Raw genomic sequence first — 18279 nt, forward strand, 5'->3', positions numbered from 1 at the left:
GAGGTGCATATATGAATATCAATGACTGGAAGTCTCAGGTAAAACGAGGAACATTGGAGCTTTGTATCCTATCTCTACTAGCTAAAAGAGATTATTATGGCTATGAATTAATCGAGGTGCTAAGCAGCTGGACTATCATTGCAACAAATGAAAATACTATGTATCCTTTGCTGCGTCGCTTGACGAAAGAAGGATACCTGGAAAGCTACTGGCAGGAGAACAATGAGTTGCCACGAAGAAAATACTACCGCATCACTGATTCCGGTATGCAGTACTTGATAGAAATGACCGCTTTATGGAAAACATTAACCAAGGCGGTCAGTGATATTCAGGATTATAAGGAGGAGTTATAATGAATGAAAAAGCAACACATTACCTGCAACAGCTAAGTAAACATCTGAATCAATTGGAAACCCAGGAGAAAATCGATATTCTTGAAGAAGTGGAAAGCCATATCTTTGAAGCAGTCAGTAACGGTGCATCGATAGACCAAGTTTTACAGGCGCTTGGTGACCCTAAGAAACTAGCACAATCCTATACCAGTGAAGCATTATTAAAGAAAGACTCTTTCAATTTAAACAGCATGGCCCAGCTAGTGAAATTCTACTTTATTACCGGCTTTTCCGGTATGTTCATTATCCCGGTAGTTGGTATCCTATCGATTGCGTTTTACTTTAGTGCTTTTGTTGTAATCGTCGCTGGTATTATCAAAACGATTGGCTTGTTCTTCGGTTACTCTCTGCCAATTTCAGTCATGAATTTTGGTTTCTGGCAGGCACCGGATTTTATGGTGCTACCCATTTGCCTGATTTTCGGATTGTTGTTTTACGTTGGCAGCAAAAAAATGTGGCGCTGGCTAAAAGATTATCTATTTTCGATTTCTGTAGCCCATAGAAAAATTAAAAGTTCGAATGAATAGGAAAAGCGGAACAGGCTTGTTCAGCTCCCGAACAATAAGACAAAACTGGCATGTGGTGCTCTTTACCATAGGACATGTTGTGACTTATTGTTGAGAGGAGCTAGCCTGTGAAGCTAGACAGAAAGAAAAGCGGAACAGGCCGGGAACTTCTGAGCAATAAAGAAAATTGGCTCAATGATTTCTTTTATCATTGAAGACAATTTATCTTATTGTTGAAGAAGTTGGGCTGTGATGCTGGACAGAAGAAAAGCGGAACAGGCTTGTTTAGCTCCCCACAATAAAAAAATAACGTACCGAAAGCAGACTGCTTTCGGTACGTTTTTAATTTGATTAACGATTTTTTGTTTCAAATAGTGGGCTGACCGGTTTGTTTTCGTGGATACGTTTGATAGCATCTCCAATCAGTTCGCCAACGCTGACTTCATCAATCTTATCGATTTTGCGATCATCTGACAAGTAGATAGAGTCCGTCACAACCAAACGCTTGATTGCTGATTCTTCAATACGTTCCAAAGCCGGACCTGAAAGAACAGGGTGTGTACAAGAAGCGTAGACTTCCTTCGCACCTGCTTCTTGCAAGGCATTTGCAGCCAATGAGATAGTACCAGCTGTATCAATCATATCATCGATTAATACACAGATTTTTCCTTCAACCTGACCAATAATGTTCATGACTTCTGCTACATTCGCTTTTGGACGACGTTTGTCGATAATTGCGATTGGAGACTTCAGATATTCAGCCAGCTTACGCGCACGAGTTACTCCGCCATGGTCAGGAGATACGACAACAACATCGTCCCCTTGAATCCCATGATCCATAAAATAATCCGCAATGAGAGGCGCACCCATCAGATGGTCTACCGGAATATCAAAGAATCCCTGAATCTGCACAGCATGTAGGTCTAATGTCAACATTCTTGTTACGCCGGCTTTTTCAAGCATGTTCGCAACTAATTTTGCAGTGATTGGCTCACGAGCACGAGCTTTACGATCTTGACGAGCATAACCATAATAAGGCATCACCACGTTGATTGTTTTCGCACTTGCACGTTTCAAGGCATCAACCATAATCAACAGTTCCATCAAATTGTCGTTTACAGGACTGCTGGTTGACTGAATTAAGTAAACATGGGAACCACGGATACTTTCTTCGATGTTAATTTGAATTTCACCATCACTAAACTGACTGACAGATGACTTTCCTAATTCCACACCAACAGCTTTTGCAATTTTTTCTGCTAACGGACGATTTGAGTTAAGAGCAAAGATTTTCAATCTTGGATCAAAATAATGTTTTGACATTGGGACCTCCACTTTCTATTACTGAACAATTGCTTCCTTATAAATAGTAGTCATTTTTCTCAAATAAATCAAGTGATTTTCCTGAGGAAGCCTTATTTTATTTATTCATTATCCGTCTTTAAACCGTTTTACTATTTTTGTTTGTTTTTTTACTGATTATTCTCTCTTTTTACTACATGTTTAAGGGATTTTTAGACACTTGATTTGGGGTGTCCAATTTCCAGAGGGTAACATTTGCACAAAATTTTAGAAGCTCGGATAATGGGGATAGTACCAAAACTGGAAAGGATGATTGATATGTATCGAAGTAATGGAAATTATGAAGCATTCGCACGTCCTAAAAAACCGGAGGGCGTTGAAAATAAATCAGCGTATCTGGTCGGCGCAGGTCTTGCTTCTCTCTCTGCCGCTGCTTTTCTAATCAGAGATGGCCAAATGAAAGGGGCAAATATCCACATTTTAGAGGAGCTGCCTATTTCAGGAGGAAGCTTGGATGGTATCTTAAATCCGACACGAGGCTTTATCATTCGTGGTGGTCGGGAAATGGAAAACCATTTTGAATGTTTGTGGGACCTTTTTCGTTCTGTTCCCTCGCTTGAAGTTGAGGATGCCTCTGTTTTAGATGAGTTTTACTGGTTGAATAAAGAAGACCCGAACTATTCTAAATGTCGAGCAATTGAAAACCGCGGCGAACGAATCCCTACGGATGGAAAATTCACCTTGTCTGATGCCTCCGCACAGGAAATGGTGATACTGTTCTTGACAGCCGAAGACCAATTGCAGGACAAAAAAATCACGGATGTTTTTTCTGATGAATTTTTCGAATCAAACTTCTGGTTGTATTGGTCTTCTATGTTTGCTTTTGAAAAATGGCACAGCGCAATGGAAATGCGTCGTTATATCATGCGTTTTATCCATCATATTGACGGCCTGCCTGACCTGTCTGCCTTGAAATTCACCAAGTACAACCAATACGAATCATTGGTTCTGCCTTTGGTCAGCTATTTAGAAGACCATGGCGTTCATTTCCAATATGACACTGTTGTGAAAAATGTGTTGACTGATTCTACCGCCGGAAAAATCGTTGCCCGTACATTGGTGCTCGAAGTAGGTGGACAAGAACAACAGGTTGATTTGACTGAAAATGATTTAGTCTTTATTACAAACGGAAGTATCACAGAAAGTACAACTTACGGAGATAATGACCATCCAGCCCCTGTCAATCATGACCTAGGCGGCAGCTGGTCACTATGGAAAAACATGGCCGCTCAAAATCCTGCATTTGGGAAACCGGAAAAATTCTGTGAAAATCTGCCGGAGGAAAGCTGGTTTGTATCCGCAACAACAACGACTTTAGATGATAAGGTGGCTCCTTATATCGAAAAAATCAGTAAGCGTGATCCGTATGCCGGAAAAGTCGTTAGCGGTGGGATTGTTACCGTTAAAGATTCTAATTGGATGTTGAGCTACACCTTAAATCGGCAGCCGCACTTCAAAGCACAGCCAAAGGATCAGCTCGTTGTCTGGATCTACGGTTTGCTTTCAAACAAGCCTGGTAACTTTATCAAAAAGAGTATCACTGAATGTACAGGGAGTGAAATTGCACAAGAATGGCTGTATCATATGGGGGTACCTGTAGAAGAAATTGCAGACCTTGCCAACAATTCTTGTAGCACAATTCCATGCTATATGCCATACATTACCTCCTATTTCATGGCACGTGCAGAAGGTGACCGTCCATTGGTTGTTCCGGAAGGCTCAAAAAATCTGGCCTTCATCGGTAACTTCAGCGAAACAGAAAGAGATACTGTCTTCACAACAGAATATTCTGTCCGTACTGCTATGGAAGCTGTTTACACCCTGTTGGATGTTGATAGAGGGGTTCCGGAAGTCTTCGCTTCTGCTTATGATGCTCGAACTCTTCTGAATTCTACAGGACGGTTGCTGGATGGCAAGAAATTGAAAGATATCCGTGTGCCATGGCTAATTAAAATTCTTGAGAAAAAAGGCCTGCAAAAGCTGCAAGGTACAATGGTTCTTGAAATGCTGAAAGAGGCTGGCTTACTGTAACTGCCAGACCTCTGCTTCACTGGAAATACCACAAGCTGAAAGACCACCGCTGCTCAAATAGTAAGCAGCGGTGGTCTTTCATGTTTTTAAACAAATGTGCTGAGGGTGTAACACAGAATACTACTGGGACAGCCCTTCATGAATTTTCTCCAGATTCCATTTCATCATTGTATAATAGCTGTCTCCATCCTCACCTTTTTCAGCAACTGAATCGGTAAAAATTTTGCTATAAATAGGTAAGTCTGCTTCTTTAGAAAGCCGCTCCATGCTGCGGGCATCGACAGAAGTCTCTACAAATAACGACGGTACATCAGAGGATTTAACTGTATCGATGATGGTTTTCATCTGCTCCGGTGTCCCTTGACTTTCTGTATTAATCTCCCAAATATAAGCAGCGGTCAGACCATAGGCTTTCGAAAAGTATTTAAAAGCTCCTTCACTGGTTACCAACAGCCTCTTCTCTTCAGGTATATCCGAAAATTCTGCTTTTGCTGTTTGATCCAGCTCCTTCAGCTTCTCTGTGTATGCTTCACTATTTTCCAGGTATTTTTCCTTATTTTCAAGGTCCTTTTCAGCAAATATTCGGGCAATTTCTTCACTGTAGGCAATGCCATTAGAAATATCCAGCCATGCATGAGGGTCCTCGGTATGACTGCTTTCTTGATTGGACAAATACATAGGTGTCACTGTTCGACTGACTGCGAAGTAATCGGTATTCTCTTTTTTTCCTGCTGTGTCCATCAGCTTTTCAAACCAGCCATTACCGGTTTCCAAGTTTAGCCCGTTGTACAGCACAACATCCGCTTCACTCGCTTTTTGTATATCCTGCGGCAATGGCTCATATTCGTGAGGATCGGTTCCTACAGGAACAATACTGTGAAGGGCAATCAGCTCTCCTCCTATTTCCTTTGCCATATCTGCAATAATCGAATTTGTAGCCACAACCTGCAGCTTCTCCTCTGAACTATTTTCTCCAGATGCATCGGTTTTCGACTGACCTGAGCCGCAAGCAGCCAATAAAACCAGACTCGCAGCGGCTGCTAAAAGTATACTTAGTTTACGCTTCATGATGTATATTCCTCCTTAAATCAAAAATAAGTCCTTTCGTCGGCGAGAATAGAAAGGCTGCGATAAAAAATACGGCAGCTGCCAAAACAATCGTTGCCCCTGATGGAAGATTGTAGCTATAGCTGAAAAATAAGCCAATCACCGCACTCAGCATGCCGAACATACTTGCCAAGCCAATCATTCTAGGCAGACTGTTTGTCAGCTGATAGGCTGTTGCTGCCGGCGTAATCAACATGGCGATAACCAAAATCGTACCAACCGTCTGCAACGAAGTCACAGCCACCAAGGTTAGCAAAAACATAAGCATATAGTTAATCCCCACGACATTCATTCCATAAGATTGCGCAACCACCGGATCAAAGGAGGTCAGCTTCAATTCTTTATAGAACAGGAACACCAGCGTCAACACAATGACTCCGACAATCACCGTCAGCAGCATATCAGAATCTCGGACAGCCAATACATTTCCAAATAATATGTGGTACAAATCGGTAGAGCTTCTCGCAAAGGAAATCAAGATAATCCCCAAAGCGAAGAACGAGCTGAATACAATTCCGATTGCCGTATCATTCTTTAGCCTGCTGTTTTTGGTAACAAAGCCAATCAGGCCTGCAGAAACAATCCCAAACAGTGTTGCCCCGATAATATAGCTGGTTCCCAGCATGTAAGACATCGCTACTCCCGGAAGAACCGCATGGGAAATGGCATCCCCCATCAAGGACATTCCTCTTAAAATGATGAAAGAGCCGATGACACCTGCTACAATTCCTACAATCACTGAAGTAAACAAGGCGTTTTGCAAAAATTGGTACTTCATCAACCCATCAATGAATTCATTAATCATTTTTTCTCTCCCCCATTCGCAACATCTCAGTAATTTCTTCACCATATCCTCTTTGTAAATTTTCAGCGGTAAAGGTCTGCGCTACCTCTCCATAGGCAATCACCTGTTTGTTCAATAAGACAAGATCATCGAAATAATCGTTCACCTTATGCAAATCATGATGAACAATGACAATTGATTTTCCTTCATTGCGAAGCTGCTTCAGCAAATCAATAATCGTTCGCTCACTGGAGGCATCAATACCGACAAAGGGTTCGTCCAGAAAGAACCAGTCTGCCTCCTGCGCTAATGCTCTGGCTATGAATACCCGCTGCAGCTGACCGCCGGATAATTCCCCAATCTGTCGCTTGGCAAACTCAGTCATACCAACTTTTTCAAGGCAATGCCATGCCAGTTCCTTTTCTTTCTTTCCCGGTCTGCGAATCAATCCGACCTTAGGATATGTTCCTAAGAGAACAACACCAAACACATCAATAGGAAAAGATAAATCTGCATTCTGGCGTTGCTCAACATACGCAACGCGTTTCTGATTATTCTTCAAGGGCTGATTCAAATAAGTGACATCACCACTGCTTTTCGCAATCAAGCCTAGCGCCGCCTTCATTAAGGTCGACTTTCCCGCACCATTTGGCCCGATAATTCCGGTTAGCTTCTTCTCTCTTAACACTAAATCAACTGCTTGAATTGCTTGCTTCCCCTGATAAGCAACAGAAAGATTGTCAATCCATATATTGTTGTTCATTCTAAAACACCTCGATTTAAGTATATCTACTATTATTTTTAGGTTAACCTAACTTTTTTATAAATTATACCTTAATAGATAAAAATGTCAAATCAGACCTCTCAAAATTTAAGTTGACTGCCAATCCCCCTCACTGTTTTCGATAAGAAAAGCTAATCGAGCTTGTGAAGCTAGACAACCTCCTGATGATTCCCTGTTAGTAAAAAAACAGATATCTAAATTTCTTCAAGCAAAAATTCAAGGACAAAAAATGATTTTTATTACAAACCATTACACTCTCCAGCTAATAAGAATCTCTCCATATCACATACTTTTTTTGATAAAACAACAAAATAGTGTTTAGAAAACGCTATATTTTTGTTAAAATGACTCTGTAATGAAAAAAACTCATGAAGGAGCGTTTGTTTTGTGAAAAAGATAGGGAATAAGAAGTTCAGACACATTCTTCAATTACTCACTGCCTCGACACTGCTGCTGGGCGGAATGACAACAACAGCACTTGCTGAAGAAGGCGATTCCGTTCAAAAAACCGCTGTAAACTCTCAGACATTAACCATTCTGGGAACCTCTGATGTTCATGGTCAGCTATGGAATTGGTCCTACGAGGACGATAAGGCTGCTGCAGTCGGACTTTCTCAGGTAAGTACCGTTGTTAAAAATGTTCGGACAGAAAATCCGAATGGCACCATCTTGATCGATAATGGGGATATGGTTCAAGGAACGATTTTAACAGACGACCTGTACAACAAAGAACCGCTAATCAGCGAACCCCATCCAATGATTAAGGCGATGAATGAAATCAAATACGATGCCATGGTACTGGGGAACCATGAATTCAACTTTGGTTTGGACTTAATCAGTAAGATTAAATCCGAAGCGAATTTTCCGATTCTATCGGCAAATACGTATTTAAAAGGCACAGAAAACCGTTATGTCGGTGGAACAACGTTGAAGGAAATCGACCTTGATGGGGATAAGGTAACTGATGTTACTGTCGGTATCATTGGACTGACTACACCGCACATTCCAAAATGGGATGGTGCCAAAGTCGACAGTCTTGATTTCAAAGCCTTACAATCAGAAGCTGAAAAAGCAGTTGCTGAGCTGGAGGGTAGTGCAGATATCGTTGTTGCTTCTATCCACGCCGGAAGAGCAGACAGTGATCCAGCTGCCAGCGCAGACCAAGTAATCAACAATGTTGCAGGAATCGATGCCTATATCCTTGGACATGACCATCGTTCTTTTGCCGAACAAATCAAGAGTCCTAGTGCAAGTGGCACGACAGCTGTCGGTGCACCCAAAGATACTGGTATCGAAATGGTCCGTATCGATCTAGATATCGAAAAAGTGAATGGCGAATGGGAAGTGAAAAACAGCACACCTTCGATCATTGACACAACGAAGGTTGAAGCGGATAAAGAGTTGAAGGCGGCAACCGAAACCTACCACAATACAACACGTGAATTCATCTCTGAAACAATCGGTACTGCGACTGACAGCTTCTTACCAAAAGAAGAAGTGGCAGGAATTCCTGAAGCTCAACTGCAGCCGACAGCCATGATTTCTCTTATCAATAACGTACAGAGAAAATTCACAGGCGCTCAGCTTGCTGCTTCTGCACTTTTCAAAGCAGACAGTAAACTGGAAAAAGGAAATATCTCTTATTCAAACGTTTTTGATATTTACAAATACCCAAATACCTTAGTCAGTGTCAACATTACCGGTGCAAACCTGCTGACTTATATGGAAAATCAGGCAAAATACTACAATACGCCTGAGGCAGAAGATTTAACCATCAGCTTTAACGATTCGATTCGTGTATACAATTACGATATCTTCTCTGGTGTTGATTACAAAATCGATATCTCCAAGCCTGAAGGGGAACGAATTATCAACCCAACAATTGAGGGAAAAGCTGTTGATCCTGCCGCAAACTATACCATTGCGATGAACAACTATCGCTACGAAGGCTTGTTGGCAGCAGGTATTGTCACAGAAGAGCCAATCGTATCTACTGACCCTGAAACACTGCGTGGATTTATTGCACAGTACATCAAGGAAAAAGGCACGCTTGATCCGGAAAAAGAAATCGAGCGTAACTGGGAAGTCATTGGATATAATTTCGATGAAGACTGGCGGGCACTGGCTGTTGAGCTGGTGAACAATGGAACACTCAAAACCACTCCGTCAGCTGATGGCAGAACGCCAAACGTCAAAGCCATCACAAAACAGGATGTGAAGGATGCCGGCTTCCAACCAACAACTGTGAATATCATGCATACAAATGATATCCATGGACGTTTAGAAGCAGCGGATGGTGTGTTGGGAATGGCACGTCTAAAAACCTTTAAAGACCTGAAAAACCCTGCCCTGATGATTGATGTCGGTGACGCTTTCCAAGGTCTGCCAATCTCTAATTTCTCTGAAGGAATGGACATGGTCGAAATCATGAACGAAGTCGGCTATGATGCAATGGCTGTCGGAAATCACGAATTTGATTTTGGCTTGGAACGGACACTGGCCTACAAGGACAGCTTGAATTTCCCACTCTTATCTAACAACACTTACAAGGACGGAAAGCTTATTTTCGAACCTTATACTATTATTGAAAAAGACGGGAAAAAATTTGCCGTAATCGGGGTAACCACTCCGGAAACAGCGACGAAAACTCATCCGAACAACGTGGTTGGTGTAACCTTTGCTGACCCAATCGAAGAAACGAAAAAAGTTGTCACCGCTCTTAAAGATGGAGATGAAGCGATTGATGCCTTCATCATTGCGGGGCATCTTGGTATTGATGCAACGACACCAAACGAATGGCGCGGCGATACCTTGGCCGAAGCCATGAGTAAAGCCTTCCCAGACCTGAACATGGTCGTATTGGACGGACATTCGCACACCGCTGTTGATGGTGGAAAAATGTATGGGAATGTTCTCTATACACAAACCGGGAACTACCTAAATAATGTTGGCTTGGTAAAAATTGACTTGAATGATACAACGAAGAAATCAGCGACATTAACTAAAGCAGCGGATTTAGCTGAATTGGAAGAAAATGCAGCTGTAAAAGCCTTGGTTGATGCAGCCAAAGCGAAGTTTGATAAATGGGGATCGAAAGTCGTTATCGAAAACAATCCTTACCTGTTCAACGGCGAGCGTGAAAATGTTCGTACCAGAGAAACCAACCTTGGTAACTTGGTTGGAGATGCCATGATGAACTATGGACAAACAGGCTTCAGTGAACCAACTGACTTTGCCGTAACAAACGGCGGCGGTCTGCGTGCCAATATCGAACCAGGTGCTGTAACGTTAGGCGACATCATTGCGGTATTGCCTTTTGGAAACAGTATTTCTCAAATCAAAGTTACCGGAGCTCAAGTCAAAGAGATGTTTGAAATGTCTCTTCGCTCATTTGCTCAAAAAGACGAGAATGGCAACATCATTCTTGATGATTATGGACAGCCAAAACTTGGCGCAAATGGTGGTTTCCTTCATGTTTCCAGCTCTATTCGTGTCTACTATGACTCCACAAAACAGGGAACATTACTGGTGAAGGACGAAGGAAATGACACAGATAAAACCATTGTCGGAAACCGTGTTCTTTCTGTTGAAATACAGAACAAAGAAACAGGAAAATTCGAAGCTATCAAAGATGATGCTAGCTACAACATGGCAACCAATGATTTCCTTGCTGCAGGCGGTGACGGATACAATATGCTGGGCGGAGAAAGAGAAGAAGGACCCTCTCTTGATACTGTTCTAATCGATCACTTGCAACAAGCGGCAACAATCCGTGTGTTGGATGCTGCAACCAACATTGACCTAAGTCAATACGAAGAACAGTTCCCAGGCAAACGAATCGTTTCAATTGCTGAAGCTGACTTCAATAAGATTCCCGGCGATGGCGACGGAACAAAAGATTCCGGAACAGATGACAGCACAACCGGCAGCCAAGATAAAAATACTGACAAAACGGCCGGAGGCAACTATCCAAAGACAGGGGAACGAATCGTTTCTTACCTAGGTATCGGATTATTAGCTGCCGGAACTGCAGGCGCAGGTTTCTACCTGTATAACCAAAGAAAAGTATCTTAGGCAGCTAGAAAAACAGCCCAAGTATACTGGTTTGTATCGAAAATCACAGCGAAGCGAAAATTGTAGATACACTTTTTTCAGCAATCGTTACACATGTTCGCTGAAGACAGTTTAGTTTATCGCTGAGTGAACGGAACAGACAATCCAGTCTAATCAAAAACACCGGTGAAAATTTTCCTCTAAGGAATTTTTCACCGGTGTTTTTTTGCAATATAGCCACACAATTATCAATGACTGGCTAAAGACAGCCTTCTCTTCCAGCTCCATAAACGCCATTTTTTCCAAAGCGTTTTTTTCTGTGCCTTTTTTAACATTTCAGGAAGAAGTCTTCTGCAAAAGAACTCTTCTTTTGTCACCTCATGCAGCTTCAATACTCCATAAATCTGCTGTGCTGCCAACCGCTCCAAAACAAAGCCGTTGCGATTACCCATTAATAAAACATTGTGTATCCATACCGATATTGTATCATCTTCTAAATAACGAGAAAGATCAGGATCATGCTTTAGCAAAACAAACAGGCTCTCATAGCCATTAGGAGAATTGGCAAAATAATTATCCAGTGTTTGGAATAAGTCTGTTTGAAACATAGCCAGTCGTTCATGATTAAACAACACTTCCTCTTGCCAGGCCTTGCATTTTACAGCACCTTCTCTATCCTTTACCAGAAAATAGTAATAGTCCTCTTCGTCTGCACTTAGATATTTTTCCAGCTGGGTCAAAATTAGTACAAGCTGCTTTTGACTAAATACAGCATCGTTGAACGTCTTCATTTGCTTTACATAAACATTCCTAAATCCTTCAATAACATGCATTGTTACCTTCTTATATTCCAATTGTATTAGGCAGTACACTTGCTCAAGAAAATAAGGGGTACAGGCAATGGCAGCAAAACTTTCTTCATAAGCCAACCCTTCTATTTCTTCTCTGCTGCCTGTTTCAAGTATATCCGTAATTTTTCCCAGATAGTAGTCAACGGTCTCCAAATACAACTGATTATCCATTGCCGTTTTTTCTTGTAAATTTCCCAACTTTCCCTACTCCTTTTATTCATTTTCCATTTATTACCACTCCAGATAATCTGAGGATGTGTACGAACCCAGATTTTCTTTAGGGTCCTCAAGCATCCTGCGACCAAAAGGTGTCGTATATTCAGTTACTTGATGATTTTCAACGACCAATAACAGCTCATCCATTCCCTTATCGATAGCGATGGCATAATAGCCGTCACTCAGTCCAGAAAAATCAATGGATTCACCTAAAGCTTCATAAAATTTTTCAATGTTTTCCTCTCGCTCATCAAACTCATGATCGTCTTTAAATGGATATTGTATTGGCATAGTGGCCATAATTGTTTTAGTTGTCATCAACTGTTCGATTGTCAAGGCGGCGTAGCCGCCGAATGCTGATTTATTACTATCTGCCGCAGCTGAATTCTCCTGCGCCAGCTTTTCGATTTCTTCTGAAAGCTCCCCTTCTACTATAGATAAATAAGGAGAATCATAGGCTGTCCGAATGTCATTTTTTTCCACCGGTGTTTCGATACCGATTTCTTCTTCCAATCCACTATCGATAATTGCCTGTTCAACTGCCTGTTTAAATGCAGCAAGAAAATCCTTTGCTTCTTGGGAATGTGCCGGCACCTGCAAAATCGTTGGCACGGATTTTTCATATGTTGTCATACTGCTATCCTCCAAGACCCAGTCAGATGTTTCATCTTCACGCGTCAAGAAGCCTTTCCCATAAACCTCAACGTTCCCTTGAGTAAGCGTATAGTCCAACTGTACGCGATTTTCTGATCCATACGATTCAATGACTTTAACAGCACCTTCTGTACCAACTGCTTGCAGCTTACGCTCAATTACTTGTTCATAAATCTCGTTTTTATCATTTGTTGCATACGCAATCATCCCCAGACGTCCACCAACAGTTACAGCAATCACCGTAATCGGCAGTAACACGCCATAAAGCACAGCCTTTCCTTTCATTTTTGAAGGGAGGCTTCTCGATTCGCCAGTAGAAAGATCAACGACTCGCCAGCCTGAAACAGCAAGAAAGATTGCTGTAATCCCCACACCTATCGTACCCGGTGCTGACAGCGAAGTATAAGGAAACATTGCCGGATAGCCTATCGTAAAGCTAATCGTCAACAGCAAAAGGAAAGACACTACATACATACTCAACCAAAACTGCAGCAACTCGGATGTTTTCCTGAGTTTTCTAATAAAGCTTACAGCAACCACCACATTTAAGATAAAGGATAGAACATAAGCGATAAATACATACCCCTGAAGTACATAGGCATAGATTAAGCCATAAGGTATCCCCTCATCCATTCCAGAAATATCCAGCTTCAGCATCCCATAAATAAACGTTGCTAAAAATAACAGTACCGGAAACAACACGATACCTCTCACACTCTTTTTAAATTTCATGAATCAAACCCCTTTTTATTTTTTCAATTTCTCCATCCTATAATTGTACCGTAAAACAGCAGCCTGAAACAACCAAGCTCGCAAACAAAAAAACGAGACTATGACAATCATCAAGCTGAAAATTGTCATAGCCTCGTTTTCACTATTATATTTACCTATATATTTACCTATTCTTTTCCTTCGAAGTATGGAAAATCTTTTGCATAGCCTTCCTTGTTGACTTGTCGTGAGCGGGCAATCGCCAAATCATAGGATTGAACATCGTTTGTGATTGTTGAACCGGCGGCAATCACAGCATGCTTATCGATTGTCAACGGAGCAATCAAATTGGAGCCTGAGCCGATAAACGATTGGTCACCGATTGTCACACGATGCTTATCCTTTCCGTCATAATTGACTAGAACAACGCCACAGCCTACATTGATGTCTTTACCAAGGTCAGCATCACCAATATAAGACAGGTGTCCAACCTTCGTATCTTCATCAATTGAAGCATTTTTCACTTCAACAAAATTCCCAATGTGTGCCCGTTCGCCAATAGCTGCGTTCGGACGTAAATGTGCAAATGGACCAATGTCCGCATGACTGGCTACGGTACTTTCCTCTACAACAGAATGAGTAATCTTCACGTTGTTCTTGATGACACTATCAACAATTTCCGTTCCGGAGCCGATAAAGCAATCTTCTCCAATCACCGTTTTCCCTTTGATGCATACACCGGCTTCGATGATTGTATCTGAACCGATTACAACCCCTTCATCAATATACGTATTTTCAGGATCGACAAATGTCACTCCATTAGTCATATGCATTAAATTCAAGCGCTTGTACATAATCTTATTGGCTTTTGCCAAAGCAATACGGTCATTAATCCCCATCGCCTCATCAAAATCATCCATTCGGTATGCAGCAATCGTTGCACCATCACGCTTCAATATCTCGATAATATCTGTCAGGTAATATTCCCCTTGCGCATTATTCGTGTCTATTTTCGAAAGTGCTGAAAACAAGGCTTCATTATCAAAACAAAAAGTACCTGTATTGATTTCTTTTACTCGTGCTTCTTCTTCTGATGCATCTTTTTGTTCAACGATTTTCTCTACAATCCCCAAATGGTCACGAATGATTCGTCCATACCCTGTTGGGTTGTCAGCTTGTGCAGTAAGAATCGTCGCACTTGCATGCTTCCCTTGATGATAGTCAAAGAGGTTCGTTAGCGTGTCTGCTGTTAATAACGGTGTATCTCCTGTGATAACAAGCGTCGTTCCCTGTTTCCCTTCCAAAAGCTCAGCTGCCTGCATCACAGCGTGTCCCGTCCCCAACTGCTCCTGCTGCAACGCATAGTGCGTTCGATTGCCTAGATGTTCTTTTATAGCCTCTGCTCCGTGACCGACAACGGTTACGATTTCTGAGGGATTGGTTTGTTCTACTTGATCTACAATGTGTTCCACCATCGGTTTTCCGGCTACAGAATGAAGAACCTTATATAATTTCGATTTCATACGTGTACCTTTACCGGCAGCTAAAATAATGACATATCTGCTGTTTTCCATCTTCGACACTCCTAAAATTTGTCATATCCATCTGTATATGAATCCTGTAAAAGATTTTCTACGCAAAAAGCGACCTTTGTTTTGAGTATAGACAAAGGAATAGTCATGATAGACCCCATTCTTTCACTGAATTTATATATAGCGAATCTGTACTCTTTCTTAGTTTAGCTTACAGCACCATCTTTTTCAACCAAACCAATTTAGAAATATCATAGACCAATTAGGATATACCTGAAAACACCAGCGACAAATTGGCTCATTATTTTTAGGAAATTCGTTGTTAATAATACACACTTACTGAACTACACAGGCTGCGTTTTTCCTCGGTCTTTCAGCAAAATTTCTGAAGCATTCGGATACTCCAAATTGATGGCTATCAATACCGTCTACTTGATAGCTATTTTTTAACTGGCGATACGCCTCAGATGAAGGCGACATTGCCTTCTTACCTATTCTCTGCTGCGTTTTTTGGGTCTTTTTTTCCGTTTCTTCTGTTTCTTAAGGAGTTCCCGCTGAAGCACCAGTGCTCGCTGTCGCCGCATAAAGTAGAAGACCAAAACAATAAGAACAGCAATAGCTCCGAAAAGAATATATAAGAGGCGGTCATCCGTACTGTCAACTGAAGTTAGACCTAGCGCTGATTTATTAACCTCTTCCGCATTTTCCTTTGTGATGGTAAACGTTTCGTTGAATGACCACTCATTTCCCGCCTGATCTGAAGCAGTCAGCTCCAGCTCATATTTTCCAGCTTCCAACGCTTGATTCTCCCAAGGAATAGCATAATCAAAATTCGAGTTAGGGGCCATGGAAATTCCTTGCTTCTTCGCAGACTTCAACACCTGATTCTGGCCTTCTTTTCGAATATCCGCTTTGACAGTCAATTCTTTTATGTTGACTGGCTGCGTATTTTGTAAATTAACAGAAACCTGCGGACGGTAATTATTCAAGCTTGGAGTGACACCATTCAGTTTCATTTCAGGCTGAACATCCTCTTCTTTTTCCCGCAGTACGACACCAAGTGCATAGGAATATGTATTGTTAATCTGACCGTCTACTTTTTCAGGTGCTTCCTGACGAACATGAAATCCGCCTAGAATCAGCCCTTCAAAGGGTTCTTCTGGAACTTTCAGCTTGAAAACCGCGACTTTATTGGCGTTAGGACCAACAGTAATCGTCTCATCGTGGGTGACCAGTTCAGAGAAAGCGTGGCGCAAGGTACTATCCTTCTCCTGTTCTTTATCGGGACGTGTATAATCGATAATCCCATTATTATTGGTGACAGCTGTATTGGCCTCAAGAATAAAGGTTTGTTCCTTGTCTGACGAATTGAATATATTCACTGTCAGTTCCTGCTCCTGCCCCGGTGTAACCATTAAGTCAAAGTATGTAGCGTTGCCTTCTCTCTGATTTTCCGGAAGATTGGCACTGATTGAATAATCCACGGTACTATCTGAAGCTTGGACGATATCCAGAGAAAAAAATAAGAAAAACAGAGAAAAAAGACAGCTAAGTGTGCGTATATGTTTTTTTGTCATAACATTCCTTTCTATGAGCCTGAGACCTACTGACAGTCCCAGACCCATTCTAGCCAAATCCAAACCAACGATGGAAGCAATATTTCTATCCACTATATGTTAGCGGCACTGCGCAAAGCTACATGCGCCCACTTTCTTACTTTACCTGACTACAATACCGTAAGAATAAACGCATAAGAGCAAGAACTACTCTTTTATAATAGGTTTTCTTGCCTTCTTCACGCTTCCAACAAGCAGAGAAACTGCCTTACATTCCACTGATTAGGGTATAATCGATTGTTCCGCTATAGCTGCCCTTGATTGCTGTTTCAGCAACAGAAATCTTTGCTGCAGCTGCTGCGAAGCTGGTTTTCCCTCTTCCTACTGACGCTTGTCCTACAATGTTGGCTGTTCCTAAAATATCAACCTCATTGTTAACAATCACATGGTTTTCTGTCGCAGTTGTTGGTGTACCCAATGTCAGCTTGAAGTTTGTCGTTGGTAATACTACATCCCCTGCAGTTTTTAGTGTTGAGGCCATAGCCGTCACGCGCCAAGGCAATGAAGTATCACCATCCTCTAAACCACGTCTATCATCTACATCGACAGTGGCTGAGCTTGTTGCTGCCAGCTCATAAAGTCCATTAACCGCCTCCTGAGAAAGGTCCAGCTCACTAAACGTCATTGCACCTCCCGCAGTCATCTTGAACACAGGGGTGTTCCCGCTATTACCACCATCATCAACACCAACTGTTGTCGTTGTCTGATTGACCGCATAAGCAGAAGGTCCTGCCAATACTGCTGTTCCTAGAAATAGTGCACTTAATCCAATAATTTTTTTCATTACGTGTTCCCTCCAAAATTTAATCAGTGTGTTTATCGCTTTATATACTATCTACCAACAGCCAGGTTTTTTCTGACTGGAAGCTGCCCTGAGGTTGTTTTGGCGGTAGGTAAAGCCAAATCTCGTGAGCCTTGATTGTGTAAGTAAATATTCCTTTTTCTGTTCCTTCGCTGACTAGAACTTTTCCAAACTCCTCTTCTTCGCTACCAACAGAGGTGTATTCCTGTCCAACGATATCTTGTGCTCCGGATACCTGTCCGACTCCCAAATGATAACTGACTCCCTGAAGCTGCTCATTCTTTTCATTGGTAAATGGTGAAAGCTTCAGATTCAGCTGCCAGGGAGAATTTTCAGCTCTGGAATCTTCAATTTCAAGAACCAAATCTGTACCGGCATAATAATTATCTGCCGATTTTCTTAACACCTTTTCTCCAAAACCAACATAGCTGATATGGTTTATCCTTAAGTGGCCGGAGGACGAATTCGAATCAGTTACAGAAACCTGTGTACGCTCCTCCGCACCTTCCCCGTAAGCGGGTCCGGCGATTATCAAGCCATACACAAAAACCAGAGTTAGGAATAGTTTATGGTATTTCATCATAGCTGAATCCTCTCCTCACATAGAGTAAGCCAATGATTCCAAGTCCCAGAAGTATGTATTGCATCTGTATCTTTTCTCCTGTTTTCGGAAAAGTACCATTGGTTGTGCGATATGTCTTTTTCTCTGATGTTGAGGACTGTTCCGTATTTATGGTAGGCGCTTCTTCTTGGATTGTGATTCCTACTGTGCTTTTGCCACCAGATGCATCAACTGAAGCAACAGGCGTAACGAATAAAAACAGCAGCCAGAGCCAGAGACTTGCACTTTTCCAAAACTTGCTTCCTTTAATCATTCT

General features: G+C 41.8%; 15 protein-coding genes. 4 read left to right on the plus strand and 11 right to left on the minus strand.

Going from position 1 to position 18279, the window contains the following annotated elements; genetic code table 11:
• Positions 1 to 11 precede the first annotated feature (11 nt).
• A complete protein-coding gene (locus tag IW510_RS09915) occupies positions 12 to 353 on the plus strand; it encodes a PadR family transcriptional regulator (RefSeq protein ID WP_202059139.1) in 342 nt (113 codons plus the stop codon).
• Positions 353 to 919, plus strand: coding sequence for a DUF1700 domain-containing protein (locus IW510_RS09920; RefSeq protein WP_202059141.1), 567 nt, complete (start codon positions 353 to 355; stop codon positions 917 to 919). The genes IW510_RS09915 and IW510_RS09920 overlap by 1 nt, the downstream gene beginning before the upstream one ends.
• A 330-nt stretch (positions 920 to 1249) precedes the next feature.
• On the opposite strand, the gene IW510_RS09925 is transcribed toward IW510_RS09920, so the two are convergent.
• Positions 1250 to 2221, minus strand: a complete 972-nt coding sequence (locus tag IW510_RS09925; RefSeq protein WP_202059143.1) for a ribose-phosphate diphosphokinase — start codon at positions 2219 to 2221, stop codon at positions 1250 to 1252.
• A gap of 297 nt (positions 2222 to 2518) precedes the next feature.
• Between IW510_RS09925 and IW510_RS09930 the strand changes: the two genes are divergently transcribed.
• Entirely contained in the window at positions 2519 to 4291 is a 1773-nt protein-coding gene (locus IW510_RS09930; protein WP_202059328.1) for an oleate hydratase, read from the plus strand.
• A 120-nt stretch (positions 4292 to 4411) separates the two neighbouring features.
• Here IW510_RS09930 and IW510_RS09935 read toward each other — a convergent pair whose 3' ends face one another.
• The 3 genes from IW510_RS09935 to IW510_RS09945 are packed head-to-tail and all read right to left on the minus strand — an operon-like array spanning position 4412 to position 6945.
• Positions 4412 to 5359, minus strand: a complete 948-nt coding sequence (locus tag IW510_RS09935) for a metal ABC transporter substrate-binding protein (protein ID WP_202059145.1) — start codon at positions 5357 to 5359, stop codon at positions 4412 to 4414.
• Complete coding sequence (locus IW510_RS09940; RefSeq protein WP_202059146.1) at positions 5349 to 6203, minus strand: metal ABC transporter permease; 855 nt, start codon at positions 6201 to 6203, stop codon at positions 5349 to 5351. The genes IW510_RS09935 and IW510_RS09940 overlap by 11 nt, the downstream gene beginning before the upstream one ends.
• The gene (locus IW510_RS09945) at positions 6196 to 6945 is read right to left on the minus strand and encodes a metal ABC transporter ATP-binding protein (protein ID WP_202059148.1); all 750 of its coding nucleotides are present in this window, start codon (positions 6943 to 6945) and stop codon (positions 6196 to 6198) included. The genes IW510_RS09940 and IW510_RS09945 overlap by 8 nt, the downstream gene beginning before the upstream one ends.
• A 408-nt stretch (positions 6946 to 7353) precedes the next feature.
• Here IW510_RS09945 and IW510_RS09950 point away from each other — a divergent pair, with 408 nt between their 5' ends.
• Positions 7354 to 11040: a 5'-nucleotidase C-terminal domain-containing protein gene (locus tag IW510_RS09950; protein ID WP_442896410.1), complete on the plus strand. Its 3687-nt coding sequence runs from the start codon at positions 7354 to 7356 to the stop codon at positions 11038 to 11040.
• Between the two features lie 227 nt (positions 11041 to 11267).
• Here IW510_RS09950 and IW510_RS09955 read toward each other — a convergent pair whose 3' ends face one another.
• The 7 genes from IW510_RS09955 to IW510_RS09985 form a co-directional block, all read right to left on the minus strand.
• The gene (locus IW510_RS09955; RefSeq protein WP_202059150.1) at positions 11268 to 12068 is read right to left on the minus strand and encodes a hypothetical protein; all 801 of its coding nucleotides are present in this window, start codon (positions 12066 to 12068) and stop codon (positions 11268 to 11270) included.
• Positions 12069 to 12101: 33 nt separating this feature from the next.
• Positions 12102 to 13472, minus strand: a complete 1371-nt coding sequence (locus IW510_RS09960) for a hypothetical protein (protein WP_202059152.1) — start codon at positions 13470 to 13472, stop codon at positions 12102 to 12104.
• A gap of 167 nt (positions 13473 to 13639) precedes the next feature.
• A complete protein-coding gene (gene glmU / locus IW510_RS09965; protein WP_202059154.1) occupies positions 13640 to 15025 on the minus strand; it encodes a bifunctional UDP-N-acetylglucosamine diphosphorylase/glucosamine-1-phosphate N-acetyltransferase GlmU in 1386 nt (461 codons plus the stop codon).
• Between the two features lie 449 nt (positions 15026 to 15474).
• Positions 15475 to 16560 carry a DUF916 and DUF3324 domain-containing protein gene (locus tag IW510_RS09970; RefSeq protein ID WP_202059156.1) on the minus strand — a complete coding sequence of 362 codons (1086 nt, stop codon included), beginning with the start codon at positions 16558 to 16560 and terminating at the stop codon, positions 15475 to 15477.
• Between the two features lie 247 nt (positions 16561 to 16807).
• Positions 16808 to 17383, minus strand: coding sequence for a hypothetical protein (locus IW510_RS09975; RefSeq protein ID WP_202059158.1), 576 nt, complete (start codon positions 17381 to 17383; stop codon positions 16808 to 16810).
• A gap of 40 nt (positions 17384 to 17423) precedes the next feature.
• A complete protein-coding gene (locus IW510_RS09980; RefSeq protein WP_202059160.1) occupies positions 17424 to 17984 on the minus strand; it encodes a WxL domain-containing protein in 561 nt (186 codons plus the stop codon).
• Positions 17968 to 18276, minus strand: a complete 309-nt coding sequence (locus IW510_RS09985) for an LPXTG cell wall anchor domain-containing protein (protein ID WP_202059162.1) — start codon at positions 18274 to 18276, stop codon at positions 17968 to 17970. Before IW510_RS09985 ends, IW510_RS09980 begins: the two co-directional genes overlap by 17 nt.
• Positions 18277 to 18279: the final 3 nt, after the last annotated feature.

The sequence above is a fragment of the Enterococcus sp. BWR-S5 genome (genome assembly GCF_016745255.1).
In the GTDB taxonomy this organism is placed as follows: Bacteria; Bacillota; Bacilli; order Lactobacillales; family Enterococcaceae; genus Enterococcus_L.

Excerpts from the sequence above, each read along its gene's own strand:
- IW510_RS09980 (WP_202059160.1), bottom strand. The coding sequence starts at position 17,984 with ATGATGAAATACCATAAACTATTCCTAACTCTGGTTTTTGTGTATGGC.
- IW510_RS09935 (WP_202059145.1), bottom strand. The coding sequence starts at position 5,359 with ATGAAGCGTAAACTAAGTATACTTTTAGCAGCCGCTGCGAGTCTGGTT.
- IW510_RS09945 (WP_202059148.1), bottom strand. The coding sequence starts at position 6,945 with ATGAACAACAATATATGGATTGACAATCTTTCTGTTGCTTATCAGGGG.
- IW510_RS09960 (WP_202059152.1), bottom strand. The coding sequence starts at position 13,472 with ATGAAATTTAAAAAGAGTGTGAGAGGTATCGTGTTGTTTCCGGTACTG.
- IW510_RS09985 (WP_202059162.1), bottom strand. The coding sequence starts at position 18,276 with ATGATTAAAGGAAGCAAGTTTTGGAAAAGTGCAAGTCTCTGGCTCTGG.
- IW510_RS09915 (WP_202059139.1), top strand. The coding sequence starts at position 12 with ATGAATATCAATGACTGGAAGTCTCAGGTAAAACGAGGAACATTGGAG.
- glmU (WP_202059154.1), bottom strand. The coding sequence starts at position 15,025 with ATGGAAAACAGCAGATATGTCATTATTTTAGCTGCCGGTAAAGGTACA.
- IW510_RS09975 (WP_202059158.1), bottom strand. The coding sequence starts at position 17,383 with ATGAAAAAAATTATTGGATTAAGTGCACTATTTCTAGGAACAGCAGTA.
- IW510_RS09920 (WP_202059141.1), top strand. The coding sequence starts at position 353 with ATGAATGAAAAAGCAACACATTACCTGCAACAGCTAAGTAAACATCTG.
- IW510_RS09940 (WP_202059146.1), bottom strand. The coding sequence starts at position 6,203 with ATGATTAATGAATTCATTGATGGGTTGATGAAGTACCAATTTTTGCAA.
- IW510_RS09970 (WP_202059156.1), bottom strand. The coding sequence starts at position 16,560 with ATGACAAAAAAACATATACGCACACTTAGCTGTCTTTTTTCTCTGTTT.
- IW510_RS09930 (WP_202059328.1), top strand. The coding sequence starts at position 2,519 with ATGTATCGAAGTAATGGAAATTATGAAGCATTCGCACGTCCTAAAAAA.
- IW510_RS09925 (WP_202059143.1), bottom strand. The coding sequence starts at position 2,221 with ATGTCAAAACATTATTTTGATCCAAGATTGAAAATCTTTGCTCTTAAC.